This window comes from Rhizobium sp. 05N49 (assembly GCF_056396805.1).
This window is the reverse complement of sequence record NZ_JBFTME010000001.1, coordinates 187,323-211,110: the sequence shown is the minus strand read 5'-3', so window position 1 is coordinate 211,110 and position 23,788 is coordinate 187,323. Positions and strand designations below refer to the sequence as shown.

General features: G+C 61.9%; 26 protein-coding genes. 15 read left to right on the top strand and 11 right to left on the bottom strand.

The window, feature by feature from the left end; translation table 11 throughout:
- The first annotated feature begins 101 nt into the window (after positions 1 to 101).
- On the top strand, positions 102 to 1,346 hold the full coding sequence (locus AC1DF8_RS01120) for a glycosyltransferase (protein WP_477994661.1): 1,245 nt from the start codon (positions 102 to 104) through the stop codon (positions 1,344 to 1,346).
- Positions 1,347 to 1,359: 13 nt separating this feature from the next.
- Here AC1DF8_RS01120 and AC1DF8_RS01115 read toward each other — a convergent pair whose 3' ends face one another.
- A complete protein-coding gene (locus AC1DF8_RS01115; protein ID WP_018115229.1) occupies positions 1,360 to 1,626 on the bottom strand; it encodes a hypothetical protein in 267 nt (88 codons plus the stop codon).
- Positions 1,623 to 1,862 carry a hypothetical protein gene (locus AC1DF8_RS01110; protein WP_029616483.1) on the bottom strand — a complete coding sequence of 80 codons (240 nt, stop codon included), beginning with the start codon at positions 1,860 to 1,862 and terminating at the stop codon, positions 1,623 to 1,625. Before AC1DF8_RS01110 ends, AC1DF8_RS01115 begins: the two co-directional genes overlap by 4 nt.
- Before the next feature lie 203 nt (positions 1,863 to 2,065).
- Between AC1DF8_RS01110 and AC1DF8_RS01105 the strand changes: the two genes are divergently transcribed.
- A complete protein-coding gene (locus tag AC1DF8_RS01105; RefSeq protein WP_183846749.1) occupies positions 2,066 to 2,467 on the top strand; it encodes a GFA family protein in 402 nt (133 codons plus the stop codon).
- A 432-nt stretch (positions 2,468 to 2,899) separates the two neighbouring features.
- On the opposite strand, the gene AC1DF8_RS01100 is transcribed toward AC1DF8_RS01105, so the two are convergent.
- The gene (locus tag AC1DF8_RS01100; RefSeq protein WP_477994658.1) at positions 2,900 to 4,051 is read right to left on the bottom strand and encodes a calcium-binding protein; all 1,152 of its coding nucleotides are present in this window, start codon (positions 4,049 to 4,051) and stop codon (positions 2,900 to 2,902) included.
- 701 nt (positions 4,052 to 4,752) lie between these two features.
- On the opposite strand from AC1DF8_RS01100, the gene AC1DF8_RS01095 reads away from it, so the two are divergent.
- From AC1DF8_RS01095 to AC1DF8_RS01085, 3 genes are all read left to right on the top strand, one after another.
- Positions 4,753 to 4,929: a hypothetical protein gene (locus AC1DF8_RS01095; RefSeq protein ID WP_477994656.1), complete on the top strand. Its 177-nt coding sequence runs from the start codon at positions 4,753 to 4,755 to the stop codon at positions 4,927 to 4,929.
- A gap of 329 nt (positions 4,930 to 5,258) precedes the next feature.
- Positions 5,259 to 5,561: a UBP-type zinc finger domain-containing protein gene (locus tag AC1DF8_RS01090; protein WP_477994654.1), complete on the top strand. Its 303-nt coding sequence runs from the start codon at positions 5,259 to 5,261 to the stop codon at positions 5,559 to 5,561.
- Positions 5,562 to 5,571: 10 nt separating this feature from the next.
- The gene (locus AC1DF8_RS01085; RefSeq protein ID WP_477994652.1) at positions 5,572 to 7,269 is read left to right on the top strand and encodes an FAD-dependent oxidoreductase; all 1,698 of its coding nucleotides are present in this window, start codon (positions 5,572 to 5,574) and stop codon (positions 7,267 to 7,269) included.
- A gap of 7 nt (positions 7,270 to 7,276) precedes the next feature.
- Here the strand turns inward: AC1DF8_RS01085 and AC1DF8_RS01080 are convergent, their stop codons facing one another.
- Positions 7,277 to 8,209: a LysR family transcriptional regulator gene (locus AC1DF8_RS01080; protein WP_477994650.1), complete on the bottom strand. Its 933-nt coding sequence runs from the start codon at positions 8,207 to 8,209 to the stop codon at positions 7,277 to 7,279.
- Positions 8,210 to 8,387: 178 nt separating this feature from the next.
- Here AC1DF8_RS01080 and AC1DF8_RS01075 point away from each other — a divergent pair, with 178 nt between their 5' ends.
- The gene (locus AC1DF8_RS01075; RefSeq protein WP_113147325.1) at positions 8,388 to 9,551 is read left to right on the top strand and encodes a mandelate racemase/muconate lactonizing enzyme family protein; all 1,164 of its coding nucleotides are present in this window, start codon (positions 8,388 to 8,390) and stop codon (positions 9,549 to 9,551) included.
- A 17-nt stretch (positions 9,552 to 9,568) separates the two neighbouring features.
- On the opposite strand, the gene AC1DF8_RS01070 is transcribed toward AC1DF8_RS01075, so the two are convergent.
- A complete protein-coding gene (locus AC1DF8_RS01070; RefSeq protein ID WP_477994647.1) occupies positions 9,569 to 10,147 on the bottom strand; it encodes a TetR/AcrR family transcriptional regulator in 579 nt (192 codons plus the stop codon).
- Positions 10,148 to 10,284: 137 nt separating this feature from the next.
- On the opposite strand from AC1DF8_RS01070, the gene AC1DF8_RS01065 reads away from it, so the two are divergent.
- The 3 genes from AC1DF8_RS01065 (at position 10,285) to AC1DF8_RS01055 (ending at position 13,928) form a co-directional block, all read left to right on the top strand.
- The gene (locus tag AC1DF8_RS01065) at positions 10,285 to 11,016 is read left to right on the top strand and encodes an SDR family NAD(P)-dependent oxidoreductase (RefSeq protein WP_477994645.1); all 732 of its coding nucleotides are present in this window, start codon (positions 10,285 to 10,287) and stop codon (positions 11,014 to 11,016) included.
- Between the two features lie 179 nt (positions 11,017 to 11,195).
- On the top strand, positions 11,196 to 11,741 hold the full coding sequence (locus AC1DF8_RS01060; RefSeq protein WP_113147322.1) for an ATP-binding protein: 546 nt from the start codon (positions 11,196 to 11,198) through the stop codon (positions 11,739 to 11,741).
- A gap of 432 nt (positions 11,742 to 12,173) precedes the next feature.
- Positions 12,174 to 13,928, top strand: a complete 1,755-nt coding sequence (locus AC1DF8_RS01055; RefSeq protein ID WP_477995050.1) for an acetolactate synthase 3 large subunit — start codon at positions 12,174 to 12,176, stop codon at positions 13,926 to 13,928.
- Positions 13,929 to 13,986: 58 nt separating this feature from the next.
- On the opposite strand, the gene AC1DF8_RS01050 is transcribed toward AC1DF8_RS01055, so the two are convergent.
- Both AC1DF8_RS01050 and AC1DF8_RS01045 read right to left on the bottom strand, forming a co-directional pair.
- Positions 13,987 to 14,856, bottom strand: a complete 870-nt coding sequence (locus AC1DF8_RS01050) for a Na+-dependent transporter (protein ID WP_477994642.1) — start codon at positions 14,854 to 14,856, stop codon at positions 13,987 to 13,989.
- A gap of 200 nt (positions 14,857 to 15,056) precedes the next feature.
- Positions 15,057 to 15,698: a dihydrofolate reductase family protein gene (locus tag AC1DF8_RS01045; protein WP_112969448.1), complete on the bottom strand. Its 642-nt coding sequence runs from the start codon at positions 15,696 to 15,698 to the stop codon at positions 15,057 to 15,059.
- Positions 15,699 to 15,787: 89 nt separating this feature from the next.
- On the opposite strand from AC1DF8_RS01045, the gene AC1DF8_RS01040 reads away from it, so the two are divergent.
- Together AC1DF8_RS01040 and AC1DF8_RS01035 are read left to right on the top strand one after the other, a co-directional pair.
- Positions 15,788 to 16,309: a winged helix-turn-helix transcriptional regulator gene (locus AC1DF8_RS01040; protein ID WP_113210485.1), complete on the top strand. Its 522-nt coding sequence runs from the start codon at positions 15,788 to 15,790 to the stop codon at positions 16,307 to 16,309.
- An 89-nt stretch (positions 16,310 to 16,398) separates the two neighbouring features.
- The gene (locus tag AC1DF8_RS01035) at positions 16,399 to 16,902 is read left to right on the top strand and encodes a hypothetical protein (protein WP_477994640.1); all 504 of its coding nucleotides are present in this window, start codon (positions 16,399 to 16,401) and stop codon (positions 16,900 to 16,902) included.
- A 173-nt stretch (positions 16,903 to 17,075) separates the two neighbouring features.
- Here AC1DF8_RS01035 and AC1DF8_RS01030 read toward each other — a convergent pair whose 3' ends face one another.
- Positions 17,076 to 17,660, bottom strand: a complete 585-nt coding sequence (locus AC1DF8_RS01030) for a TetR/AcrR family transcriptional regulator (RefSeq protein ID WP_477994638.1) — start codon at positions 17,658 to 17,660, stop codon at positions 17,076 to 17,078.
- A gap of 159 nt (positions 17,661 to 17,819) precedes the next feature.
- Here AC1DF8_RS01030 and AC1DF8_RS01025 point away from each other — a divergent pair, with 159 nt between their 5' ends.
- Positions 17,820 to 18,578, top strand: a complete 759-nt coding sequence (locus AC1DF8_RS01025; RefSeq protein WP_477994636.1) for an SDR family NAD(P)-dependent oxidoreductase — start codon at positions 17,820 to 17,822, stop codon at positions 18,576 to 18,578.
- A gap of 57 nt (positions 18,579 to 18,635) precedes the next feature.
- Here the strand turns inward: AC1DF8_RS01025 and AC1DF8_RS01020 are convergent, their stop codons facing one another.
- The gene (locus tag AC1DF8_RS01020; RefSeq protein ID WP_477994634.1) at positions 18,636 to 19,535 is read right to left on the bottom strand and encodes an SDR family oxidoreductase; all 900 of its coding nucleotides are present in this window, start codon (positions 19,533 to 19,535) and stop codon (positions 18,636 to 18,638) included.
- Positions 19,536 to 19,632: 97 nt separating this feature from the next.
- Here AC1DF8_RS01020 and AC1DF8_RS01015 point away from each other — a divergent pair, with 97 nt between their 5' ends.
- On the top strand, positions 19,633 to 20,466 hold the full coding sequence (locus AC1DF8_RS01015) for a helix-turn-helix transcriptional regulator (RefSeq protein WP_477994632.1): 834 nt from the start codon (positions 19,633 to 19,635) through the stop codon (positions 20,464 to 20,466).
- Here AC1DF8_RS01015 and AC1DF8_RS01010 read toward each other — a convergent pair.
- Positions 20,463 to 21,581, bottom strand: a complete 1,119-nt coding sequence (locus AC1DF8_RS01010) for a metallophosphoesterase (protein ID WP_477994630.1) — start codon at positions 21,579 to 21,581, stop codon at positions 20,463 to 20,465. The genes AC1DF8_RS01015 and AC1DF8_RS01010 overlap by 4 nt on opposite strands.
- A gap of 131 nt (positions 21,582 to 21,712) precedes the next feature.
- On the bottom strand, positions 21,713 to 22,606 hold the full coding sequence (gene gcvA / locus AC1DF8_RS01005; protein ID WP_113016773.1) for a transcriptional regulator GcvA: 894 nt from the start codon (positions 22,604 to 22,606) through the stop codon (positions 21,713 to 21,715).
- 117 nt (positions 22,607 to 22,723) lie between these two features.
- On the opposite strand from gcvA, the gene AC1DF8_RS01000 reads away from it, so the two are divergent.
- Together AC1DF8_RS01000 and AC1DF8_RS00995 are read left to right on the top strand one after the other, a co-directional pair.
- Positions 22,724 to 23,428: an SDR family oxidoreductase gene (locus tag AC1DF8_RS01000; protein WP_477994628.1), complete on the top strand. Its 705-nt coding sequence runs from the start codon at positions 22,724 to 22,726 to the stop codon at positions 23,426 to 23,428.
- A gap of 121 nt (positions 23,429 to 23,549) precedes the next feature.
- Positions 23,550 to 23,765, top strand: coding sequence for a hypothetical protein (locus AC1DF8_RS00995; protein WP_018115036.1), 216 nt, complete (start codon positions 23,550 to 23,552; stop codon positions 23,763 to 23,765).
- Positions 23,766 to 23,788 lie beyond the last annotated feature (23 nt).

Sequence of the window (23,788 nt, the reverse complement as noted above, 5' to 3'; positions counted from 1 at the left end):
ATCCCTGCTATGCCTTTAGATATGGCGTAGGCGGGACTTGCGGCAAGACCCCGGTCGAGGCGTAGAACGCTTATCCTGATCAACAGCATCGGGAGAAGAGCATGCGTGTATTGCTTTCCACATACGGGTCGCGCGGAGATGTACAGCCATTGGCGGCGCTGGCGGTTGCCTTGCAGGGACTTGGCGCAGAGGCGGTGGTCTGCGCGCCGCCGGATGCGGAGTTTGCCGGGCTGCTCGAACGGCTCGGCGTGCCGCTCGCGCCGGCAAACACGCCCGTGCGCCAATGGGTGAGCGAGGTGATGAAGAGCGCCGAGAGCAATACGCGGGAGCGTTCGGCCGATGGCATTTCCGAACGCGCAGCCGGGATATTGGCGGGCCAGTTCGAGGCGCTTTCGGCAGCTGCGGAAGGATGCGATCTCATCGTCGCGGCGGGGCTGTTTCCGGCGATGGCGGCAGCACAGCTGGTGGCAGAGCGGGCCGGCATCGGCTATTTCGGGGCGACATTCTGCCCGATCTTCCTGCCGTCGCATCATCACAAGCCGCATGAATTCAAGGGCCGTCCGCATCCGCCCGGCGTGACCGACAACCGGGTCCTCTGGGGCTATGATATCGAAACGAAGAATGTGATCTTCGGCGGGGCCTATAATCGGCTGCGCGCGTCGATGGGCATGGCGACGGTGGACAATGTGCGCGATCCGGTCCTGACACGCCGGCCGTTGCTTGCGGCCGATCCTGTGGTCGGGCCGCTGCTTGCGACGGATCTGATCGACGCGGTGCAGACGGGCGCCTGGATGCTCGATGACGACCGGCCGCTGCCGGCGGCTCTGGAAGATTTTCTCGATAATGGAACAGCGCCCGTCTATGTCGGCTTCGGCAGYATGCCGATGCATGCGCTGAAGGATGCCTCGGGCGTGATCCTTGCTGCGATCCGCGCTGCAGGGCGGCGTGCGGTGCTGTCGCGCGGCTGGGCCGGGCTGGTGACCGATGATGGCGCGCGCGACTGCTTCCTCATCGAGGAGGCCAATCATCAGGCGCTCTTTCCGCGGGTTGCGGCGATCGTCCATCACGGCGGGGCCGGCACGACGGCGGCCGCTGCCCGTGCCGGCGTGCCACAGGTGGTCGTGGCGCAGATAGCCGATCAGCCCTATTGGGCGGGTCGCGTTGCGGCACTCGGCATCGGCGTCGCGCATGAAGGGGCGATACCGACGCCGGAGACCTTCTCCGCTGCGCTTTCGGCGGCATTGCAGCCCGACATGCGCCAGCGCGCCGGGGCTGTTGCCCCCACGATCCGAACCGACGGGGCGATGGTGGCGGCAAGGCTGCTGCTTGCCTCGGCCGACAGATAAGCGGGGATTGCGGTCAATCGCGTGGCAGCCTGCCGAGCAGCAGCTGGTTTCCCGTGCGGTTGCCGCAACCGCTGCATTTCAGGCGAAGGCTGATCCTCGCCAGCGATATGTCCTTGCCGTAGCGGTAGGCGAGCACGCGCCGGTCGATCCTCGTCTCGCGCTGACAAGCCGGGCATTGGGCTTGGATGACATACCATTGCGGCAGGGTGGCGAGCGTCTCCCTGTCGGTTGCGACCTCCTCATGGCTGGCGACGAGATCGATGCTGCGGCGGTGTTTCATGTCCGGTCAAGGGAGGAGCGCTCGAAGGAAGGCCGCCAGCCACGGGTCATGCCCCGGCTGAGGGCGCCTTCCGCAAGCGCAAGCTGCTGGCGCAGGTGGCGACAGTCCTGCAGAAGCGTGGCGATAGCTGCCTTGGCATCCTCGTCGTGCCAGGAGAGCACTGCCTCGACCTCCCAGCTCAGGTCTTCGTTTGCGATCACATCACCATCGGTTTTGGGGGCCAATTGCGGACGCATGTTCTCATTCTCCTTGCAGAGCATTTCAGTTCCAGATTGTCGGGATGGCGGCCGCAGCGCCACGGATGTTCTTATTATGTTCTCATTTCAGAAGGAGTCAAGGCATGATCTGACTTGCAGGCTGCAAGGGTGGAATTTGCAGGCGGCGCCCGATTGAGGCAGGATGGATCCTTCCAAACAGGCAGGGATGAAACGGTGCGCTGATGCTGGTCGGCTCATGTCATTGCGGCAAGACGGGCTGGACGCTGGAAGGCGATCCGGGCTCGATCACGGCGTGCAACTGCACGCTCTGCCGGCGCTATGGAGCGCTCTGGGCCTATGATTACGAGGGCGAGCGGATCACCGTCAGCGGCGAGACCGGCTCCTATACGCGGACCGGCCGGGAGACGGCGTCGCTGGAAATATTGTTCTGCCCGACCTGCGCCTGCGTGCTCAGCTGGCGCGGCCTGAGGCTCAACAGGGATGGGCGCCGGCGCATGGCGGTCAACCTGCGGCTGGCGCCGCCGGATCTCGTTTCCGATCTGCCGATCGATCACTTCGACGGGCTGGAGACATTTGAAGACCTGCCCTCCAAGGGGCGGTGCGTGCGCGATCTCTGGTTCTGACGGTTCGGGGTTCTGACGGTTCGGGATGATTGCAGGCTGCCGATATCCCGATCTTCCTCAAATCGAGAAATGCCGCCGTACGTCTTTGACCGAATTGCTCTAGACCAGTCCATGGCCTCCGATAAACAAGATCGCCGCGCACAGGATCAAGATCGCGGCGACCGCATGGACCCGGGAAAAACCATGCCCATGGGTTGGAGCCTCTGCACCATAACCGAGACTACGATGGTCTTCTTCGAAATTTGACAGCAAATCGCGCATTCCATGCCCCCCAGCATCCGGCCTGAATCTTATTTGCCAGGCTCAAGGGTAGCATGCGCTCGTTCGAGCGATTTGGGCAGATCGCTAAAGGTTCAATCACCTTCCGGTGGATGCTCCATACCCTGCGAAAACGGCCGGTAAACCGGCCGTTTCCAGATGCGGGGCGTGCGGTCAGACGAGCAGGGAGCCGTTTGCCAGGACGTCGGTATTGTCGAAGAACGTCTTGTTCACGCCGATGAACGCGATGTCCTGCGCAGCATGGGTCGTGCCGGCGCCGTCGGCGTCGTAGGACAGAATGCCGGTTGCGGAATTGTAGATCAGCTCGGGGCCGGCCTTGGTTCCGCCGGCACCCAATTTGTTGACGATTTCGAAAGAGGCTGCGTCCACCACGCCGTTATTGTCCACATCGAGGCCGGCGAAGGCCGGGCCGAGGCTGATCTTGTCGTCCGAATCGAAGTCCCAGATGAAGTCCTTGCTGGCTGCGCCCATGTCATCGAAATGGAACGTGTCGGCGCCGCCCTTGCCGTAGAGGCTGTCATTGCCGGCACCGCCGGCGATGAGATTGCTGCCGGCATTGCCGGTGATCATGTTGGCAAGGTCGTTGCCTGTCGCATCGATATCCGCCGTGCCGTTCAGCCGGAGGTTTTCGACAGGCCCCTGGTCACGCAGATCCACGCTGACCGTTGTCCAGATCGTGTCTACGCCGCCATCGGGAAGGGTGAGCAGCGGCCCTGAATAAATCGCGACGCGATCGCCCGTATCATCGAATATGTAGGTGTCGTTGCCAGTCGTTTCGAAGAAGGTATCGGCCCCGCCTTTGCCATCCAGCTTGTCGTCGCCTGCATTGCCGACCATTCGGTCAGCGAAATTCGAACCGATGACCGAGACATGCTCGACATCAGGTTCGATGAAGAACTGGCCTGCATAACTGCCGTCTGCGTGGGTCAGGGCCAGGATGGATGTGAAGGTGCCCGGCCCGAAATTCGTGAAATCGACGTCGAGAGCTCCCATCGGCTGAAAGTTCAGGTATGCGGAATCCGTTCCTGCGTTGCCGAAGAACGTGACGTCGATCTGGCCGGGAAAGTCATGAGGAGGGGCGAAGATCAGGGTGTCGTTATCCGCTCCCCCGAAAATATCGTTTGATGTTTCCAAGAGATCCGGCAAGTCGAAAGTCGACGTCGCGATGCGAAAGGTGTCGTTGCCTTCATCGCCGAGGTAAACATCACTGTTCTCGAAGATAATTCCTGCCTCTGGGATTATTATAAGAGTAGAGTTCAGCGTGCGAAACACATCATCTCCAGCTGTGCCGTAAAAGGCGCTCATGCGTCTTCCTCCGTTTGCTGTTAAATCCGGATATTGTTGAGTGCCTCCTGCCGGGGCAAGTGAAACTACAATGACATTCACGTACCTATTCTGGCCGGCACCCTAGCATGTGGCGAAGCAAATGGCTACCTTGGGTTGATCTGATTGACGGCCGGAGGCAGTTCGGTGACGGGCAAGATCGTTTAGGTAGCTTTGATCACCATCAGTGTCGTTCAGGGGCACGCCAGTCGATGATGGGGCTTGAGAGGACCGGGCGCTCGCGCCAACGGAGCGGCAAGTATAATTCTTTCGATGCTGCCCGTTTTATCCGGTCGGCCTATTTTTCCACCTTTTTGCTATGTGGGTGATAATAGTAAATCGGCTAACTTTGCGATATCTGTGAAAATAAGGACGTTATTATGTGCCTGGATGCACAGAATAATTCTGACGTTTTGGCTTAGTAAAAGCTGATTCCGAAGGGAAACGATGAGGATCTACTGTTTTATCATTGCACTTCAGCTCGGCCTACTAATGTGGGTTGCGGCCTACTATAGCGTTCAGGGGCTTTATCTCTCGCTGAATGCTTCGCACTCCCAGACTGTTACCCTTGCTTCAGCCAATATCGCGGCGCTCCCTGGTGACGCCCGATGACGACGAGCCCGCACCGGCCGTAACGGCCCTGAAATCCGTGTCAAACCAAGAAACCTGAAAAAGACGCCACCGTGAGACCGCTGAATTCCCTCCTGATCGTCTATCTTGGCCCGCCGCTGATGGCAGCGGCGCTTCTTTTGTTCATGGTGTCATGGTTCGGCGACACGCCGTCCGACGCGCGGCAGGACGCGGTGAGCAGCGTGCGAAAAGGCGGCAGGATCGGCAGTCACGTCGAAATGTTCCGGTAAACGGGCGCGTCACGCCATCATCGACAGCGGAAAAACGAGAAGGGCCACCAAGTGGGGCCCAGCGACCCTTCTCCAGCTGGTAGGTGCAGCATCCAGCGGCGGCAAAATACAAGCAGTAGCTGTTTCCGATAGTGACCGCGGTCACAGCGCTGCAATATTTTCTAGCGGAAGATGAACTAACCGGTCTCGCCTGCATGGCGGGCGCGGCCTCTTCGCTGCATATTGGCCGGCGAGGGGGACGGTTCTGCGCCTGGCAATGCTAGAGAAAATCGTCTTTTGATCTATCTTCCTCCGGCAGGCGCGAACTTCAAGAGAAAGAGGAGATGCAGATGTCGGTGTGCAAACATGTCGCAGCCGTTCGATCCGTCGAGCCGAGGACGCTCGGCTGCGAGGAATGCCTGGAGGAGGGACAGGAATGGGTCCATCTCCGGCTTTGCCGGGAATGCGGCCATGTCGGGTGCTGCGACCAGTCGATCGGGAAACATGCGACGGCGCATTTCCATGCCACGGGACATCCCATCATCGAAGGCTACGACCCGCCGGAAGGCTGGGGCTGGTGCTATCTCGACGAGACGATGGTGGAACTGCCGAATCAGACGCCGCAGCGCGGCCCGATCCCGATCTATTATTGAGCGTGCCGAGATGAGCTCCGACAGTCTCGAAACCCGCCGTCACCAGATGTTTCCGGTGCTGAGCGCAGCGCAGGTCCAGATAGCCGGGCGTTTTGCCAGCAGTGGCCCGCATTCCTTTGCTCCCGGCGAGATCGTCTCGCAGATCGGCGACAGGCATTCGCCGGCATGGCTGATCCTTTCCGGCCGGCTCGACGTTTTCAGGCATGACGGCTTGTCGATGCCGGAAGCCCTGATCACGAGCCATGATGCAGGGCAGTTTTCAGGAGAAGTCAGCCAGCTTTCCGGGCGGCCGGTACTTGCGGGCGGGCGTGCCGGGCCGGAAGGATGTGTGGCGCTGGCATTCGATGCTGCGCATCTGAAGGCTCTCATCATCGGCTCGGCCGAGATCGGCGAGATCATCATGCGCGCCTATATCCTGCGGCGTGTGGAACTGATCAATTTCGGCGGCGCCGGCTCCGTTCTGATCGGCCATCCCGGAGAGCCCAATCTGGTTCGCCTGCAGGGCTTTCTGACCCGAAGCGGTTATCCTCATGTCGTCCTCGATGCGGCCTCGGACCATGAAGGCCGAGGCCTGGTGGAAAGGCTTGGGATCCTGGCCAGCGAATTGCCGCTCATGGTCTGCCCCAGCGGTACGGTGCTCAAACATCCGACAGATGCCGAAGCAGCCTGCTGCCTCGGCATAACGCCGGAACTCGATCCGGAAACCGTCTATGATGTGGCGATCGTCGGGGCCGGCCCGTCGGGCCTGGCTGCTGCGGTCTACGCGGCATCGGAGGGGCTCAGCGTCATCGTCATCGATAACCGTTCGATCGGCGGGCAGGCCGGCAGTTCTTCCCGCATCGAAAACTATCTCGGCTTTCCGACCGGAATTTCAGGCCAGGCGCTCGCCGGCCGCGCCTTCAATCAGGCGCTCAAGTTCGGMGCGGAGATYGCCYTGCCGCTTGATGTGAACGAGCTCATTCCAGCCCCGGCCGGCAAACGCAGGACCGACCCTATGGTCTTGCGGATTGACGGGGACAGGGCAGTCAAGGCACGGACCGTCGTCATTGCCTCGGGCGCCAGGTATCGCAGGCCCGATATTCCCGACATAGCGCGCTTCGAGGGCGCCGGCATTTCCTATTGGGCATCCGCGATCGAAGCCAAACTCTGCGAAAACGACGATATCGCGCTCGTCGGCGGCGGCAATTCGGCCGGCCAGGCGATCGCATTCCTTGCGCCGCGGGTGCGGCGTCTCCACCTGGTGATCCGCCGAAGCCTGGCCGAGACCATGTCCACCTATCTCATCGATCGCATCGCGGCGCTGCCGAATGTGGAGATGCATCTCGGATGCGAGCTGACGGCGCTGTCGGAAGACCCGCATGGCCGGCTGGCGGCAACCATCACTGAGCTCAGGGCACAGTCCGAGAAGAACTTCGATCTTCGCCGCGTCTTCATGTTCATCGGCGCCGACCCGAATACCGACTGGATCAAGTGCCGCATCAAGACGGATGACAGGGGCTTTATCAGGACCGGTACGACCTTCAGCCCTGAGGTCGAAGAGGAGCTCGGAAGGCGCGCCCTGCAGCTGGAGACCAGTCTTCCGAACGTCTTTGCGATCGGCGATGTCCGGGCCGGTTCGACGAAGCGGGTAGCGGCCGCCGTCGGCGAAGGTGCTGCCGTCGTCAGCGATATTCACGCGGCGCTRAGACAGGCTCCGCTCATGAAATGAGCTGGAGTCATGACGAACCACGATGGGCGGGTTGAATGCCAGCCTTGCCTTGAACGAGGTTCCAGAAGCTCTCGGCAATGTCGGTCATGCGCGCCCTTGGCCTGATCAGCACGATGCTGACATCGACCGCCCAATCCGCCGATCCGGCTGAGGTCAGTCTTCCAGCCGGTCCCATCTCATCCGCCGCCAGGCTCTCCGGGATCCAGGCCACACCCTTTCCCTCGATCGCAAGTGCCTTCAGCGCCATTGCCAGATGCGAGGTGAAGACCGTCGAGAATTGCAGCGAAGATGTCCTGGCGGAAAGGGCGGATGACAGGATGCGGCCCATGCCCGACGTTTCCTCGAAGGCAAGATGGGGGATAGGGCGATCCGCGATTTCCGAAATGCTGTGGAGCGGTCGGCCATCCCGGTCCCGTGCGCTGACGGGGATCAGGCGGTCAGTCGCAAGCTCCACCTGCCTGTAGGCGTTCATGTCGAGGCGGATTCTGCTGTTTCGATGGTCGTGGCAGAGCAGGAACTGCGCGCGCCCCTCCATCATGATCCGCTCGCATTCGTTCATATTGTCGGAGAGGAGGCGGATAGGCATCGTCGATGCCTCGTGGCCCAGACCTTGAATCCAGCCGGGAAAGAAGATGAACGACAGTGCGTGGGTGGCGGCAAAGGTCACCGTCGAGGTCGCCGCCCGCATCTGTTCGATTTCGCTGATGGCGCGCTCCAGACRGGCGGTGACATCATCGGCCGCTGCCAGCATGGCTTCGCCCGCGGGGGTCAGCTTCAGGCGGTGCGTGGACCGATCGACGAGTTCGGCGCCGCACCAGTCCTCCAGCGATTTGATGCGGCGGCCGAAAGCGGGCTGCGTGATATGGCGCTTTTCGGCGGCGCGCGAAAAGTTCAGGGTTTCCGCGAGTGCCTTGAGGTCGGCAAGCCAGGCCGTTTCCACTTATGTCGATCCGTTTTTGGTGATGCCTTGATGGCATCGAACAAACGGCATCCTGTCGATTATTTCAAGCGATTTCGAGATTCTCTATGCCGTATCGGCATTGAAAGAGCCCGGATCGGCATTGGACGACAGGGCGCCTGACTCGTAGAACATCGGCATCTGAAGAATGGAGACTGCCATGCGCATCATCGATGTCCGCGAAGTGACGAAGCCGATCGCTTCGCCGATCCGCAACGCCTATATCGATTTCAGCAAGATGACGACGAGCCTTGTCGCCGTCGTCACGGATGTCGTCAGAGACGGGCGGCGCGTGGTCGGCTACGGCTTCAATTCCAATGGGCGATACGGGCAGGGCGGGTTGATCCGCGAGCGCTTCAGGGACCGTATCCTGGAAGCGGCACCCGACAGTCTCGTGAACGATGCCGGCACCAATCTAGATCCGCAGCGGATCTGGGCGGCGATGATGAAGAACGAGAAACCAGGCGGCCACGGCGAGCGTTCGGTCGCTGTCGGCACGATCGACATGGCGGTGTGGGATGCCGTCGCCAAGATCGAGGGCAAGCCGCTCTTCCGGTTGCTGGCGGATATGAAGGGCAGGCAAGCCGATCCCAGGGTCTTCGTCTATGCCGCCGGCGGATATTACTATCCCGGCAAGGACAACAGCGCGCTGCGCAAGGAGATGCGCACCTATCTCGACCGCGGCTATACCGTGGTCAAGATGAAGATCGGCGGGGCTTCGATCGACGAGGATCGCGGCCGTATCGAATCCGTGCTCGAGGAAATCGGGCCTGAGGCGCGGCTTGCCGTCGATGCAAACGGGCGTTTCGATCTGGAGACCGGCATCGCCTATGCCAAGATGCTGCGCGACTATCCGCTCTTCTGGTACGAGGAAATCGGCGATCCGCTCGATTATGCGCTGCAGGCGGCGATATCTGAATTCTACGATGCGCCGATGGCGACAGGCGAAAACCTGTTCTCGCATCAGGATGCCCGCAATCTGCTGCGCTATGGCGGCATGCGCGCCGACCGCGACTATCTGCAATTCGACTGCGCGCTGTCCTATGGGCTGGTGGAATATCTGCGTACACTCGATGTGCTGCGCCAGTTCGGCTGGTCGCCCTCACGCTGCATTCCGCATGGCGGCCACCAGATGTCGCTCAACATTGCGGCTGGCCTCGGCCTTGGCGGCAATGAGAGCTATCCTGATCTTTTCCAGCCCTATGGCGGATTCCCGGATGGGGTAAAGGTCATCGACGGCCACATCACCATGCCGGAACTGCCCGGCATCGGCTTCGAAGGCAAGTCGGACCTTATCAAGGTCATGCGGGAGCTGGCGGAGTAGGACGCAGACCGGCGATTTCAGGCCGCAATTCTCGCGGCAGCCAGATAGGTGCAGAACATCAGCGTCAGCTGCGTCCGCAAACCGCCGTCGATGAGCAGTTCCGACATGTGGCGGTCGAAGACGTTGCGGACGGTGCCGCAGAGCACGTTCAGCATCATCACGTTGACGGTGGCGAGATTGTCGAACTCTGCGTCCGAGGCGGTGGCGAACATGGCATGGCTTGCCGCTTCGATGCGCTGCGACATGGCCTCGACGATGCCGGCGACATCGATCTCGGCGGCGGCGCGGTAGAGGGCGATCGTGACATCGCGGCGCTCGATTTTCACCTCGATATAGGTGCTGACGAGGGCATCGGCCATCTCGGCATAGCGCGCGCCGCGATGGGCGAGGCAGGCGGCTTCCACGCGTTCGGCCAGCATCGTCAGGTAGCGCTCGTTGACCGCGTGGAACAGCGCCTGCTTGTTCGGGAAATACTGGTATAGGGAGCCAACGGAGACGCCGGCTCTTTCGGCGACCCGCGTCGTCGTCAGGTCACCCGGACCGTCCGCTATCAAAACCTGAATCGTCGCTTCGAAAATCGCCTCGACGGTGTTCACCGACCGCGCCTGACGCGGTGATTTGCGGGCATTTGCGGCTGATACCTGCGCGGAAACCATATGCGAATTCAAAACCTGAAGAATCCTTCTTATTTTCAATCTGCGCGCACCGATCGAGATTTTCAAGGAACTTCAGGATGAACAGCACTGGACGTATCGCGCTCGTGACAGGCGCAAACAAGGGAATTGGATATGAAATCGCCAGACAGCTCGCCGGATCAGGCGTGTCTGTTCTGCTCGGCGCACGCGATGCCGGGCGCGGCCAGGCCGCGGCGGATGACCTCGCCGCGCAGGGGCTCGACGTATCGTTCATCCGGATCGACGTCTGCGATGCGGGAAGCATTGCGGCCGCCGCCGCGGAGATCGATGCGCGGCACGGCCGCCTCGATATCCTCGTCAACAATGCCGGCATTGCCGACTATACGGACGGCGCGCCCGGCAAGGCCTCGCTCGATGCCGTGCGCAGCGAACTGGAGACCAATTTCATCGGGGCGCTCGCGGYGACGCAGGCGATGCTGCCGCTTTTGCGCAAGACCAAGGCCGGGCGCATCGTCAACATGACCAGCAGCCTCGGCTCCCTGACGCTGAACGGCGATCCGAGCTGGCCGTTCTATGGCGTGCGGCTCATCGGCTACAATGCGTCGAAGGCGGCGCTGAACATGCTGACGGTCCAGCTCAATGCGGAGCTCAGCGATACCGGGATCACCGCCGTATCGGCTTGCCCCGGCCTCGTGGCCACCGACCTCAGTGGCCATCGCGGCGACCGCACGCCATCGGAGGCTGCGGCTTTTCCGGTGCGAATGGCTTTGCTTCAAGGGCACGACCTTAAAGGCATTTGCCAGAGCGAGCAGGGCGCTGTCCCCTGGTGAGGCCTTCTCGTTGGCGGTCGACGGAAAGCGTGCCGGCCGCTGACGCATTGTGTGAGCAAGTTCAGAGGGATAGAAATAGGCACATAGGTGGTGGCCGGCTCTTGTCAGTCGAGGCGTGCGGCACGATGTCAAACGCTGAGGTTTGTCGCCGATCAGGATCGCAGGGAGGCGGGTTTCGGATGGTAATGTCCTATCGGCAGGCAGTGGCCGCCGCCGAAGATCTGGTGCGGACCGAGCCGCGGATCGTGTTCATGATGTGCGGTTTGGCAGGTTCCGGCAAGACGACCTTTGCGCAGCGGCTGGAGGCGCTCGGATGTGAGCGTTTCTCGATCGACGAAGAGGTCTGGCGCCATGACGGGCGTTTTGGCGTCGATTATCCGGAAGCTGCCTATGCCGATCTGCAGGCCGCCGCCGAAACGCGGCTGCGGCTCCGCCTTGAAGACCAGCTCATGCGCGGCACGAAGGCAGTGATCGATTTTGCCTTCTGGAATGGGGCGGTTCGCGCCCGCTACCGTGGGCTTGTCGAAGCTCGGGATCACCGGTGCTGCATCATTTATCTTCAGGTGGACGAGGCGATTTTGCGCGGCCGTTTGAGAGAACGCTCGGCACGACGTGATGCAAATGCCGCGTTTCCGATAACGGACGAGCTGCTCGCGAAATATATCCAAGGCTTCGATATTCCGAGCGAAGAGGAGGCATGGATCGTGCAGGCGACATTCGATTGAGAACGCCTCCCTGCGAGGGCGCGACGAAAGCCGAGCCCTCGCAAATGTCAGGCGTCGATCGCGGCCGCTGCGCGATATGCATGAGGTAGATGCAGGTATCGGATGATCTAACCGCTGGCGTTGGCACAGCATGCGGGCAGCGACAGCGCAATAGGGCAGGCAGAGATGCCGTTGACGGACCGCAAATTTGCGGTTAGCTCTTACGCCCATGAAAATCGCAATGGTTCTCGTCGTGGTGATATCGCGCATGGGCAGGACGGTGTAACCGTCCGGCATCAGCCACCCATGCGCCGAACACAAGGTCCCTGACGGGGCCTTTTTTTGTGCCCCGTCGCAACCCAATCACCCTATCAACGACGGAAAATTGCTATGACCGGCGATAAGGCCAGCTTTACCCAAAATTCCTCCGATCCTTCTTCTTTCGGCCCTCTGATGAACGGCGGCGAAATCGTGCTGCGGGCGCTGCGCGACAATGGCGTCGAGCACATATTCGGCTATCCGGGTGCTGCCGTGCTGCCGATCTATGACGAGATCTTCCAGCAGGACGAGATCAAACATCTGCTGGTGCGCCACGAGCAGGGGGCAGGGCATGCCGCCGAGGGCTATGCGCGTTCGACCGGCAAGGTCGGCGTCATGCTGGTCACATCAGGACCGGGTGTCACCAATGCCGTCACCGCGCTGCAGGATGCGCTGATGGATTCCATTCCGCTCGTCTGCCTGACCGGGCAGGTGCCGACGACGCTGATCGGCACGGATGCCTTTCAGGAATGCGATACGGTCGGCATCACGCGGCCCTGCACCAAGCATAATTTCCTCGTCGATCACATCGACGACCTCGCAAGGACCATCCATCTCGCCTTCAGGATCGCGACGTCAGGCAGGCCGGGGCCGGTTCTGGTCGACATGCCGAAGGATGTGCTGTTTGCGAGCGGGCTCTATGTCGGGCCGCAGGAGGTTTCGATGCCTGCGAACTATAAGCTGCCGAGGTGCGGCGATCAGGAGGCGATCGCTGCCGCGGTCAGGCTGATGGCGCAGGCTGAGCGGCCGGTCCTCTATACCGGCGGCGGCGTCATCAATTCCGGGCCGGAGGCCTCGCGCCTGTTGCGGGAACTGGTGGAGCTGACCGGCTTTCCCATCACCTCGACGCTGATGGGGCTCGGCGCCTATCCGGCGAGCGGACCGAACTGGCTGAAGATGCCGGGCATGCACGGTTCCTATGAGGCAAATATGGCGATGCATGATTGCGACCTGATGATTGCCATCGGTGCGCGTTTCGACGACCGCGTCACCTCGCGTGTCGACAGGTTTTCGCCGGGTTCGAGGAAGATCCATATCGATGTCGATCCATCCTCGATCAACAAGAACGTATCCGTCGATATCGGCATAGCCGGCGATGCGGCCGATGTGCTGCGGGATCTGATCGAAGCCTGGCGGGCGCTTCCGGCCCGGCCGGAGCGCGGGCGGCTGGATGCGTGGTGGGGCGAGATCGAGCGATGGCGGGCGCGGAACTCCTTTGCCTATGAGATGCGCCATGACGCGATCATGCCGCAATATGCGCTGGAGCGGCTGCATGCGCTGACGACCGATCTCGACCCTATCGTCACCACCGATGTCGGCCAGCATCAGATGTGGGCGGCACAGCTCTTCGGTATCGAAGGGCCGAACCGCTGGCTCACCTCGGGCGGGCTCGGCACGATGGGTTATGGTCTGCCGGCGGCGATCGGTGCGCAGATCGCCCATCCCGGGCGGCTCGTTCTCGGCATTGTCGGCGATGGCTCGGTGCAGATGACGCTGAAGGAGCTTTCGGCGGCCATGCAGCACCAGGCGCCGGTCAAGATCTTCATCCTCAACAATGCGCAGCTCGGCATGATCCGGCAATGGCAGCAGATCCTGCATGGCAACCGGCGGGAAAGATCCTACTCCGCCTCGCTGCCTGATTTCGTCAAGCTGGCGGAGGCCTATGGGGCCGTGGGCCTGCGCTGCGAGAGGCCGGAGGAGCTGGATGAGAAGATCCGCGAGATGATCGCCATCGACCGGCCGGTTCTTTTCGACTGCCGGGTCGCGGCGCTGGAAAACGTCTATCCGATGGTCCGCAGCGGCCGGCCGCATAATGACATGCTGTTCGGCGAGGATGTCAGCGCGGCGGAAGCGGAGGGCGAATTCGGCTTCAGCCAGGGGCTGGTCTGAGCCTGCCGCGGCATCGGCCGGTGTCGAGTGCATCGGCCGATGCGCCTGCTGGAGGATATTACGTGTCGAGGCTTTCGGCAGGCGCGGCGTTGAGGCGGGCAAATTTCAGATAGGGTATCGCGACGAGCGCAGCGATGAAAACATGCAGCAGCACCACTGCTACCGCCGCCTTCTCGTCCGGAAAATTGTAGGCGGCAATCGCCATCGCGACGCCGGGATGGCGCGCGCCCGTCGCCAGCGCCAGAACCACGCGATCATGGGCATGCGGCCCGCCCATGGCGTGGCCGACCAGCAGCCCGAAAGCGGTAAAAAGTGCCAGAGACAGGATGAGCCCGTTGCCAACAAGCGCCCAGGTCGCAGGCAGCGTCACGATGAGGACCGGCACAGCCGCCAGAATGAGCAGGGCGGTTCCGAGCCTTGCGATCGGTTGCACGAACTGCCGCGCGACGACGGGGGCAAAGCGCTCGACCATCATCCCGAGCACGAGCGGCAGGATGACAGAGACGAGGACGATCGGCACGACACGGATGGCAGGCATCTGGTAGCGCTCGCCAAGGACGACATCTGCCAGTGCGATGGCGAGCGGAACGAGGACGACGGCGAGAAATGACGCCGTGACGCACAGGCTGATCGCGTAGGAAGACGTCCCGGCCGCCTTACTCTGCCTTATGGTCAGGATCGGTGGAACGGGCGCCATTGCAAGGCCGATGAGGGCAATCTTGAGCGGCAGGGGCAGCGGAAACAAGAACGCGGCCGCCAGGGCCAAACCCAGCATGACGATGTTCATCGACAGGATGGATTTGAACAGCAGGACCGGGCGGGCGAGCAAGTAGGTGACGTCGCTGAACGTTGCCCGTAGCCCGAGCGCAAAAACGATCAGGAACAGGCTGGCCTTCAGAGTGAGCGTGACAAAATCCGCAAATGTCATTGCTGCTCCCCACCGGATTGATCGTGCGCGGTGTTGACCGTACGGATCGATCGGTAGGGGAAAACAGCGGGCCGCGGAAGTACGTTACGGTAAATGCCTGGTAACGGCGGCTTCGCGCCTGTAATGCCTGTCGCGCTCCTCCAAAAAAACCGGACGCTCGATCGCGCCCGGCGGATGCGCCGGCGATAATCTCTTGCGTCCTATTTCGACAGCACGACATGCGCCGCCAGTTCCGTCATCTCGTGGGATCTGACGGAGAAGCCGAGTGCGGGCAGATCGATGCCTTCGAACATGGCTTCACCCTTGCCGAGGACAACCGGGGAGATGGCGAAATGCATCTCGTCGACCAGGCCGGCCTTCAGATATTGCCTGACAGTGCTGACGCCTCCGCCGATCTTGATGTCCTTGTCGCCGGCTGCGGCCCTGGCTTTTTCCAGTGCCTCCTCGATGCCGCCGGTGACGAAATGGAAGGTGGTGCCGCCTTCCATGACGATGGGCTCGCGGGCATGGTGGGTGAGGATGAAGGTCGGCGCGTGGTAGGGCGGGTTCGGCCCCCACCAGCCTTTCCACGCGTCGTCCGGCCATTCGCCCCTGATCGGGCCGAACATGTTGCGGCCGAGGATGAAGGCGCCGAAGCCGGTATTGCCGGTCGAGGCATATTTCTCGTCGGTGCCAGTGGAGCCGTCATCCTTGCCGATCATGGCGCGGAAGGTGCGGGTGCCGAAGAACCACTGGTGCAGTTCCATGCCGCGCTTGCCGAGGGGATTTTCAAGACTCTGGTCCGGACCTGCGCCGAAACCATCCACCGAAAGGGAAAATGCAGCAACGCGTACACGTGCCATGTCAGCCTCCATCTGATTGCATATTGAAATCAGTTGTGTTGTCGCACGACCGATCCTATAATGCAACTGGTTTTCTCACGGAGTCGAATATGGATATCGAGATACGGTCGGGCTGCCCGATCAACCTGACGATGGAGGTGCTGGGCGACCGATGGAGCCTTGTCATCATCAGGGATATCATGTTCGGCAATCGCCGGCACTTTCGCGAGCTCCTGACGCAATCGGAGGAGGGCATCGCCTCCAATATCCTTGCGGCGCGTCTCAAACGGCTGATGTCCTGCGGGCTGATCACCAAGCTCGACGATCCCTCCCACAGCCAGAAAGCGATCTACAGCCTGACGGAAGCCTCCATCCAGCTCGTGCCCATGTTCGCGATGATCGGCGCCTGGGGGCGGCGGTTCCTGCCGGTGAGCGAGGATCTGAGCATCCGCGCCGAGCTGCTGGAGGAGGGCGGGCAGAAGCTGTGGGACGAGTTCATGGAGGACCTGAGACGGATCCATATCGTGGACCCGATCGGCGGGGCAAATGGCACGGTCAAATCGCCGGTCCTGGCGCGGCTGACGGCGGCGTTTCTCGCGGTGCGGGCGAAGATGGATGCGGCGGCGGGGTAGTGCGCGCTCAAATGCAGTGGCAGGATGGAGAGACTGAAAACGGCCGTGAACCCATGAGAGCTTGATGATTGGGTTCGGTGGAAATCGCCATGCAATTCGACTATTCGTGGCGAATGCTCAAGTTTCTAGAACAACAGCTCGGTCAAGGCTGGGCGGCCGAGCCAAATGCGCCAGAGCCTCAGGTGTCGGTTGCGGACAGCTCGGTTAACGTCCGTTTCCGCTCCTGCAGGCCCATGCGAGACAAAGAGCGGTTGGGTATGGCGAAGGCTTTGAGCCTATTCTCAAAGGCCAGCCCGAAGTTCGATGAGGCATGGGGCACGCTAAGCTTTATTGATTGCACCCGGTGGCGCTGGGACGGCACCAACGATCATGAATGGTACAAGGTCAATGGCCATGGTCGTTACAGTGGCATCGCTCCGCATTGGGGCAAATTCTACGAGTTGATTGGCCACGACCCGATCCGCGATGCCGTGCCTTGGGAGACAATCCGGGCCGACACCGCCAACTCTCGACATTTTCTCTACTATTTCCGCGACGAGACGCTTGAGTTCATGGCTGACGAGTGGTCGTTCGCCCCTGATCTGACGGACTAATTTTTGTGTTTGTATAGGGCTGAGCCTTTTCCGGCGAGATGACAGCCATTCCTCGTCGATCGATTCACGACGATGCCTCAAGATCTCCTTTCCAGCAGATTGGATAACAGGCTGGCACCAACAGGGACCAACTCATAAGCAAGCGGCTGGGCCGTTGGGTTTTGCCTTCAGGGCTATTTCGTCGGCCATGTAGACAGCGCCTGATCGGCGATGGCGTTCAGCATCTCGCGGCTGAAGCCGGCCTTGGCCTGCACGGCCATGCCGTGGGTCATAGCCAGGATGAAGGCGGTCAGCGTTTCGGGGCTGGCGGTTTCCGGCAGGTCGCCTTCCGCTTTGGCGCGTTCGAAACGTTCCTGAATATCGGCCTGGCCGGCGGCGCGGAAATCGATCAGCGCCTGGCGCACCGGCTCGGTCTCATCCGATCCGGCCATGGCGCCATTGATGCCGAGGCAGCCCGTATGGTCGGGGAAGCGGGTGTTCAGTTCGATGGCCTTGTAGAGGATATGAGCGGCGACCTCGCGTGAGGTCGGCAGTTTCAGCGCCACCGGGAGGTAATCCAGATAGCGCTCGGAATAGCGGTCCAGCGCCTTGCGGAAGAGGGCTTCCTTGTTGCCGAAGGCGGCATAGAGGGCGGGGCGCTCGATGCCGGCGGCCTCCGTCAGGTCGGCATAGGACGTGCCTTCGTAGCCCTTGCGCCAGAAGAGGCACAGGGCGGAATCGAGCACTTTTTCCACGTCAAACTCGCGATGGCGTCCCATCAGGTCAGTCCGGTCAATTTCATAACGACCGTTATTAAACTACTTGACAGGCGTTGTCTACATTTCATACCAATCGTTACCGTAACGGTCGTTACGAAAATAATGCGCAGCTTGCCGATGACGGCAGGCGCGCGCCTGGACGGGGTAGAAAGGACACTCATGCCTCAGATTTTAAAGGGAAAGGTCGCGCTCGTRACCGGTGGTTCGCGCGGACTTGGAGCGGCGACGGCGGAAGCGCTGGCCGATCAGGGCGCTGATGTTGCGATCAGCTACGTGGCCTCGGCCGGGAAGGCGGAGGCCGTGGTCGAGAGGCTGCGGGCGAAGGGTGTGCGGGCTCTGGCGATCCAGAGCGACCAGGCCGATACGGCCGCTGCCAAACCGCTGATCGACAAGGTCATTGCCACTTTCGGCAAGCTCGACATCCTCGTCAACAATGCGGCGATCGCCGTGCAGGGCAAGACGGTCGACGATCCCGAACTCGACGTGGTCAATCTCGACCGCCAATGGCAGACCAATGTGCTGGGGCCGGTGTCGGTGACGCGGGCGGCGGCTCCGGTGCTGTCCGATGGCGGCCGGATTCTCTTCATCGGTTCGCTGTTCGGTACACGCGTGCTGGTTCCGGGTGTCGCCGATTACGCCGGTACGAAGGCCGCGCTCATCGGCTATGCGAAGGGTGTGGCGCGCGATCTCGGCAGGCGCAACATCACCGTCAACGTCGTCCAGCCCGGCGTGATGCCGACCGACATGTCCGTCGAAGCGCTGGGAGACACCGTGCCCGACGCACTTCTCGACCTGCATCCCATCAGGCGCATTGCGACGCTTGAGGAGGTCTCCGCGCTCATCTGCCATCTGGCGGGGCCGCATGGCGGTTACATGAGCGGCGGCGTCATCGATGTCGCCGGCGGGCTTGGGATCTGACGACCAGGAACGCTCTGCACCTGGGAGACTGAAAGGCCCCGCAGGTGCATTTGCGGCTCAGGCTGCGAGAGCGCCATAATCCATCGCGTCGAGATCGGCGATCAGGCCTGGACCGACCGGGTTCCAGCCGAGGATGCGGCGGGTCTTTTCGCTTGAGGCCGGGAAATCGAGGCCGGCGAAAATTGCCATCCAGCCGAAATGCTCGGCCGCCTTTTCCGGCGCGACCGAGATGACCGGCAGCTTCAGGCYGCGGCCGAGGGCTTCGGCAATCTCGCGGGTGGCGATGCCTTCTTCGGCAACGGCATTGTAGCGGGCGCCTGATACGGCTCTTTCGATGGCAAGCCGGTAGAGGAGGGCAACGTCCAGCAGGTGGCCGGCCGGGAAGCGGTTGCGGCCTTCGCCGACATAGCCGACAGCGCCGTTCTGCCGGGCGATTTCGATGAGCGGGGAGACGAGGCCCTGCTTGAACGTGTTGTGGACCTGGGGAAGGCGCATGACCGAGACGTTGACGCCCTGGTCGAGAAGCGCATTGCCGGCACGTTCGGACGCGATGCGCGGGTTGGGATGCTCGTCGTTGAAGACGTCTTCGCTCGCGGGCTCGCCGAGATGGGCATTGCCGATGCCGGTGCCCGAGGTGATGAGCAGCGGGCGGTTGGAGCCCTTCAGCGCCTCGCCCATGGCGGCAATGACGCGGCTGTCCTTCTGGCAATTCTCGACGAAGCGGGAGAAATCATGGTCGAAGGCCGTATGGATGACGGCATCGGCCTTTTCGACGCCGCGACGGACACTTTCGGGTTCTTCCAGCACGCCATTGTGGGCTTCTACGCCTGCCTCTTCGAGCGCTTTGGCGCCGGCGTCCGAGCGGGTCATGCCGATGACATGATGGCCTGCCTTCAGGAGTTCGGGGACGATGGCCGAGCCGATGAAGCCGGTGGCGCCGGTGAGGAAAATGCGCATGTCGTGTCTCCTTATTGCGATGAAGCCCACTATTGCGCTATGTTTTATGCTGTTAAAGTAGTGATGTTATCCTATTATAATGGCTAACAGGAATATTATGAGCACTGACGTCAACTCCCTCGGCACCTTCCTTCGCGACCGCCGTTCGCGCCTCGATCCGGCTGTATTCGGTTTTTCCGGGCGACGGCGCACGCCGGGCTTGAGGCGGGAAGAGGTGGCACAGCGCGCCAACATAAGCCCGACCTGGTACACTTGGCTGGAGCAGGGACGGGGCGGAGCGCCATCGGCCGACGTCCTGAACCGGATCGCCAGTGGCCTGATGCTGACCGAGCCGGAGCGCGAGCATCTCTTCATCCTCGGCCTTGGCCGGCCGCCCGAGGTGCGCTACCGCGCCGTGGAGGGGATCAGCCCGCGCCTGCAGCGGCTTCTCGATACGCTTGAGGTGAGCCCGGCGCTGGTGCGCACGGCGGCCTGGGATATCGTGGCGTGGAACCGCGCGGCCACCATCGTCATGACCGACTATGGCAAGCTTGCGCCTGATGACAGGAACGTCTTGCGCCTGCTCTTCTCCAATCCCGGCGTCCGCAACGTCCAGCACGACTGGGATGCCATGGCGCGTTTCGTCGTCGGGGCCTTTCGGGCGGATGCGGCGCGGGCGGGGGCGACCTCGGAAATAGCAGATCTGGTGGAGGAGCTTTGCCGCACGAGCGCCGAGTTCAAGCGGATCTGGGAGGAGAACGAGGTGATCGCCCATGGCGAGGGAACCAAGCGGCTGAGACATCCCGTTCTCGGCGATATCGAGCTTGAATATTCCGGCTTTGCAATCGACGGCAGGCCGGATCTCAACATGGTCGTCTATAATCCCGTCGATCCCGATCTCGCCGAGCGTATTCGCCTGATGGTGAGAGACGCAAAACCCGAGCGGGATTAGGCGCGTCTGCGCAGCGTGAATACCGTCAGCTCCGAGGGCCGGCCGAGCCTCAGCGCAAAGCCCGGCCAGAGCGCGGTGCCGTTGTTGACATAGAGCTGCATGCCGCCGACGTGGTAGTGGCCGGAGACGAAACCGCCATTGGCGCGGGCGACCAGACGATCGAGGCCGAACACCATGCCGCCATGGGTATGGCCGGACAGCTGCAGCGCAATGCCTCTCTTGGCGGTCTCGGCTGCCATTCTTGGCTGATGATCGAGGAGAATGATCGGGGCTTCGGCCGGAGCGCCGTTCAATGCCGCGGCAAGGTCCGGGTTCGGCATGGTTCTGCCGAAAGCCGCAAGATCCGTCACACCGGCAATGACGATGCGGCTCGCCTCGCGCTCGATGACGGCGTGCTCATTCATCAGCATGCGCATGCCGAGACTGGCGTCGTGCTGCATCCACTCGTCGTAGCCGAAATAATATTCGTGGTTGCCGGGGATGGCGAAGATGCCATCGGGCGCCCGAAGCTTCGCCAGGGGGGCGACATCCGCCCGCCGCTTTTCGAGGCGGCCGTCGATGAAATCGCCGGTCACGACGATCAGGTCGGTTTTCAGCTCATTGGCCTTCCTGACGAGGGTTTCGGCCCAGGAGGCCGGGAATAGGCGGCTGAGATGCAGGTCGGTCAATTGCAGCAGGCGGTAGCCCTCAAAGGCTTCGGGCAGGTCCCGGATCGAGATCTCTACGTTTTTCACCGGCGGAATGCGCACGGCTCCGGCAACGCCGAAAGCGGCCAGGCCGAAGGCTGCAAGTCCGATGATATAGCGGACTTCAGGGGGCACGGCCGGAAATCGGCCCTCCATGAGGGCAAGGACAAGCGACACGGCATCGAGCGCGATCTGGAAGACGGCGAGCAGGAGTGTGGCGCCGAAGAGGAAATTCAGGACGATAATCAGCGGGCGCGGATATTCGGGCGCGAAGACGGAACCCGAGGATATACGGTTCAGCAGCACCTGTTGCGAGGCGATGAGGAGCAGGCCGGCAAGCAGGGCCTTGGCGGGCCAGATCCATGGCAGGGGGAGAATGAACCTGAGGACGACGACGAGCCAGGGGAGCCCGAGAACGAAATGGAACATCAAATAGGCCTGTGATTATCGATGCTTATCGGAGGCAATGAAGAGATTGAATCTGGTGTCTCCGGCGTTCTGCACAAGAGGCTCATCAGTCTATATGTTCGCCAGCCTGGCCCTGGCACGAGCGCGAGCGCTCAGCCTGGCGTCTGCGCTTCGGCGAACAACCAACCGATCACGGTTTCCCGCGCGGCAGATTTCCGGTGGCGGGGCCAGACGAGGTAGATATCCGAAGGGCCGCGCAGCCTGGCTTCGAAAACACGCACCAGCCGGCCCCTGGCCAGATCCTCGGTGACGAAACCGCCATTGGCAAGCACGATGCCCTGTCCGGCAATCGCCGCCTCGATGGCGTGCGCGGTCTGCGAAAAGCTGATGCCCTTGAAGGTGGGGCTGCTGCTGTTGGCGAGATGGCGCTCGACGAATTCAGGCCAGAGATTGTGGGCATCGTGCAGCAGCGGATAGGCCGAAAGCTCCTCGGCCGTGCGCGGCGGGTTGCGGCCGGCAAGCAGCAGCGGGCTGCAGACGGCGATGACCTCCTGTTCGAACAGGAGTTCGGCATTCAGCCCCGGCCCGAAGGGCGGACGGCCATAGCGGACGGCGAGATCGACGCCATCGGCGGCAAAATTCGAGATGCGCTCGGTCGCCAGGATATGCAGGTCGAGATCGGGATGCAGGGCGGTGAAGTCAGGCAGGCGCGGGATCAGCCATTTCGACGCGAAGGTCGGCGTCGTACTGATCGTGAGCTTGATCGCCTGCGGCTTCAGTTCATCCGTTGCCCGCGCGATGATCTCGAAGGCGCGCCTGATATCGGCGATGTAGCGTCTGCCCTCGGCCGTCAGCGCCAGCGTGCGGGGAAGCCGTTCGAACAGGGTCATGCCGAGTTGCGCCTCGAGCCCTCGGACCTGCTGGGCGACGGCGCCCTGCGTGACACCAAGCTCTTCGGCGGCGAGCCTGAAGTTGAGGTGGCGCGCGGCGACCTCGAAGGCTCTGAGGCCATTGAGGGAGGGAAGCTTGCCTGGGATATCGCTCATCGAGTAGTTTTTCTACTGGCAAAGAAGAGGAGAACTGTTTCGCGCTCGCGCAGTGAACATGATACCGTGCACGCAGATACCAATCAATCGACGATATCGTTTCAGGAGGGCACCGGCATGTCAGTAGAAAAAGTGGCTGTAATCACGGCAGGCGGCAGCGGCATCGGAGCCGAAAGCGCAAGACGCCTTGCGGCCGATGGCTACAAGGTCGCGATCCTGTCTTCATCCGGCAAGGGCGAGGCGCTTGCCGGCGAACTCGGCGGTGTCGGCGTGACCGGCTCCAACCAGTCGAACGACGATCTGAAGCGGCTGGTCGATGCCGCGATGGGCGCCTGGGGCCGCATCGACGTTCTCGTCAACAGCGCTGGCCATGGGCCGCGCGCCGCGCTCAACGAGATCACCGACGAGCAGTGGCATACGGGCATGGACGTCTATCTGATGAACGTCATCCGCCCGGTGCGGCTGGTCACCCCGATCATGCAGGCGCAGAAGAAGGGCGCGATCGTCAATATCTCGACGGCCTGGGTCTTCGAGCCGTCGACGATGTTTCCGACTTCGGCGGTCTTCCGCGCCGGCCTTGCCGCCTATACCAAGCTCTTTGCCGACACCTATGCGGCCGAAAACATCCGCATGAACAACGTGCTGCCCGGCTGGATCGACAGCCTTCCGGCCACCGAGGCGCGACGCGAGACCGTGCCGATGCAGCGCTACGGCACGAGTGCGGAAGTGGCGGCGACCATCGCGTTTCTGGTGTCCGACGGGGCGGGGTATATTACCGGCCAGAGCCTGAAGGTGGATGGCGGGTTGATGCGGTCGGTTTGAGGGCCGGATGGCGGACGGCTGGTTGTCGAGGGCAGGGTAGCTTGAACTATTCCGCTCTCAGCCTATTGTCAGGCGGTGGACATTGCGCCCATGCCCGCGACGATCGAGAAGGCCAGATGCCATGAACAAGTTCACCGTAACCATCACGCGAGAGATCGAAGCCGATACCGCCGAGGAGGCTGCGCTTCTCCTGTATCAGGAGCTTGCGCGGGACGCGGCGCCGCTTCGCTATCTGGTTGCCGATGAGACGAAGCGGACGCGGACTGTGACGCTCGATCGGGCAAAGGCGGATGAATTCGCAGCCGTCGATCACACTGCCGATCCGGGCAACTGGTAGGCGGGATGGCAAGTGCCGGGGCG

What these genes read in the sequence shown, in the direction of transcription:
- AC1DF8_RS01060 (WP_113147322.1), top strand. Translation starts at nt 11,196, where the DNA reads ATGGTAATGTCCTATCGGCAGGCAGTGGCCGCCGCCGAAGATCTGGTG.
- AC1DF8_RS00995 (WP_018115036.1), top strand. Translation starts at nt 23,550, where the DNA reads ATGAACAAGTTCACCGTAACCATCACGCGAGAGATCGAAGCCGATACC.
- AC1DF8_RS01000 (WP_477994628.1), top strand. Translation starts at nt 22,724, where the DNA reads ATGTCAGTAGAAAAAGTGGCTGTAATCACGGCAGGCGGCAGCGGCATC.
- AC1DF8_RS01075 (WP_113147325.1), top strand. Translation starts at nt 8,388, where the DNA reads ATGCGCATCATCGATGTCCGCGAAGTGACGAAGCCGATCGCTTCGCCG.
- AC1DF8_RS01055 (WP_477995050.1), top strand. Translation starts at nt 12,174, where the DNA reads ATGAACGGCGGCGAAATCGTGCTGCGGGCGCTGCGCGACAATGGCGTC.
- AC1DF8_RS01045 (WP_112969448.1), bottom strand. Translation starts at nt 15,698, where the DNA reads ATGGCACGTGTACGCGTTGCTGCATTTTCCCTTTCGGTGGATGGTTTC.
- AC1DF8_RS01110 (WP_029616483.1), bottom strand. Translation starts at nt 1,862, where the DNA reads ATGCGTCCGCAATTGGCCCCCAAAACCGATGGTGATGTGATCGCAAAC.
- AC1DF8_RS01105 (WP_183846749.1), top strand. Translation starts at nt 2,066, where the DNA reads ATGCTGGTCGGCTCATGTCATTGCGGCAAGACGGGCTGGACGCTGGAA.
- AC1DF8_RS01050 (WP_477994642.1), bottom strand. Translation starts at nt 14,856, where the DNA reads ATGACATTTGCGGATTTTGTCACGCTCACTCTGAAGGCCAGCCTGTTC.
- gcvA (WP_113016773.1), bottom strand. Translation starts at nt 22,606, where the DNA reads ATGAGCGATATCCCAGGCAAGCTTCCCTCCCTCAATGGCCTCAGAGCC.
- AC1DF8_RS01090 (WP_477994654.1), top strand. Translation starts at nt 5,259, where the DNA reads ATGTCGGTGTGCAAACATGTCGCAGCCGTTCGATCCGTCGAGCCGAGG.
- AC1DF8_RS01030 (WP_477994638.1), bottom strand. Translation starts at nt 17,660, where the DNA reads ATGGGACGCCATCGCGAGTTTGACGTGGAAAAAGTGCTCGATTCCGCC.
- AC1DF8_RS01010 (WP_477994630.1), bottom strand. Translation starts at nt 21,581, where the DNA reads ATGTTCCATTTCGTTCTCGGGCTCCCCTGGCTCGTCGTCGTCCTCAGG.
- AC1DF8_RS01015 (WP_477994632.1), top strand. Translation starts at nt 19,633, where the DNA reads ATGAGCACTGACGTCAACTCCCTCGGCACCTTCCTTCGCGACCGCCGT.
- AC1DF8_RS01040 (WP_113210485.1), top strand. Translation starts at nt 15,788, where the DNA reads ATGGATATCGAGATACGGTCGGGCTGCCCGATCAACCTGACGATGGAG.
- AC1DF8_RS01100 (WP_477994658.1), bottom strand. Translation starts at nt 4,051, where the DNA reads ATGAGCGCCTTTTACGGCACAGCTGGAGATGATGTGTTTCGCACGCTG.
- AC1DF8_RS01035 (WP_477994640.1), top strand. Translation starts at nt 16,399, where the DNA reads ATGCAATTCGACTATTCGTGGCGAATGCTCAAGTTTCTAGAACAACAG.
- AC1DF8_RS01115 (WP_018115229.1), bottom strand. Translation starts at nt 1,626, where the DNA reads ATGAAACACCGCCGCAGCATCGATCTCGTCGCCAGCCATGAGGAGGTC.